Source organism: Pelomonas dachongensis (assembly GCF_043555865.1).
GTDB classification, from domain to species: Bacteria; Pseudomonadota; Gammaproteobacteria; order Burkholderiales; family Burkholderiaceae_C; genus Pelomonas; species Pelomonas dachongensis.
The window spans coordinates 1-278 of sequence record NZ_JBIGHY010000059.1; the positions used below are offsets into that span (position 1 = coordinate 1).

Annotated in this window: 1 protein-coding gene; it reads right to left on the minus strand. The window is 36.0% G+C overall.

Translation table 11 applies throughout. The features are described from left to right. Positions 1 to 278: hypothetical protein (locus ACG02S_RS26320; protein ID WP_394473453.1), on the minus strand; the 278-nt coding region annotated here is incomplete at both ends.

Genomic DNA, 278 nt, shown 5'->3' on the forward strand with positions numbered 1-278 from the left:
CTGAATAATTCTCATCAACACCTGCATAATCACTAATATTTAATCTTAAGTGAATACGATTAGCCTCTGAAGCTGGGATAGAATTATAGTAATCAAAAGAAATACTATCATACATAGACCAATCCCAAAGCTCTCCATGCTCACGCTGCATAGAAAAAATGGTTGTTCCACTGCCTTGTAGTGTTGATTCCCAATCTTGCTGAGTTAAAACGCCATCAATTTGATCATTTTGTATTAAAGCTGGTGCCTGATGAACATGAACATTTGTAAGGGTAACT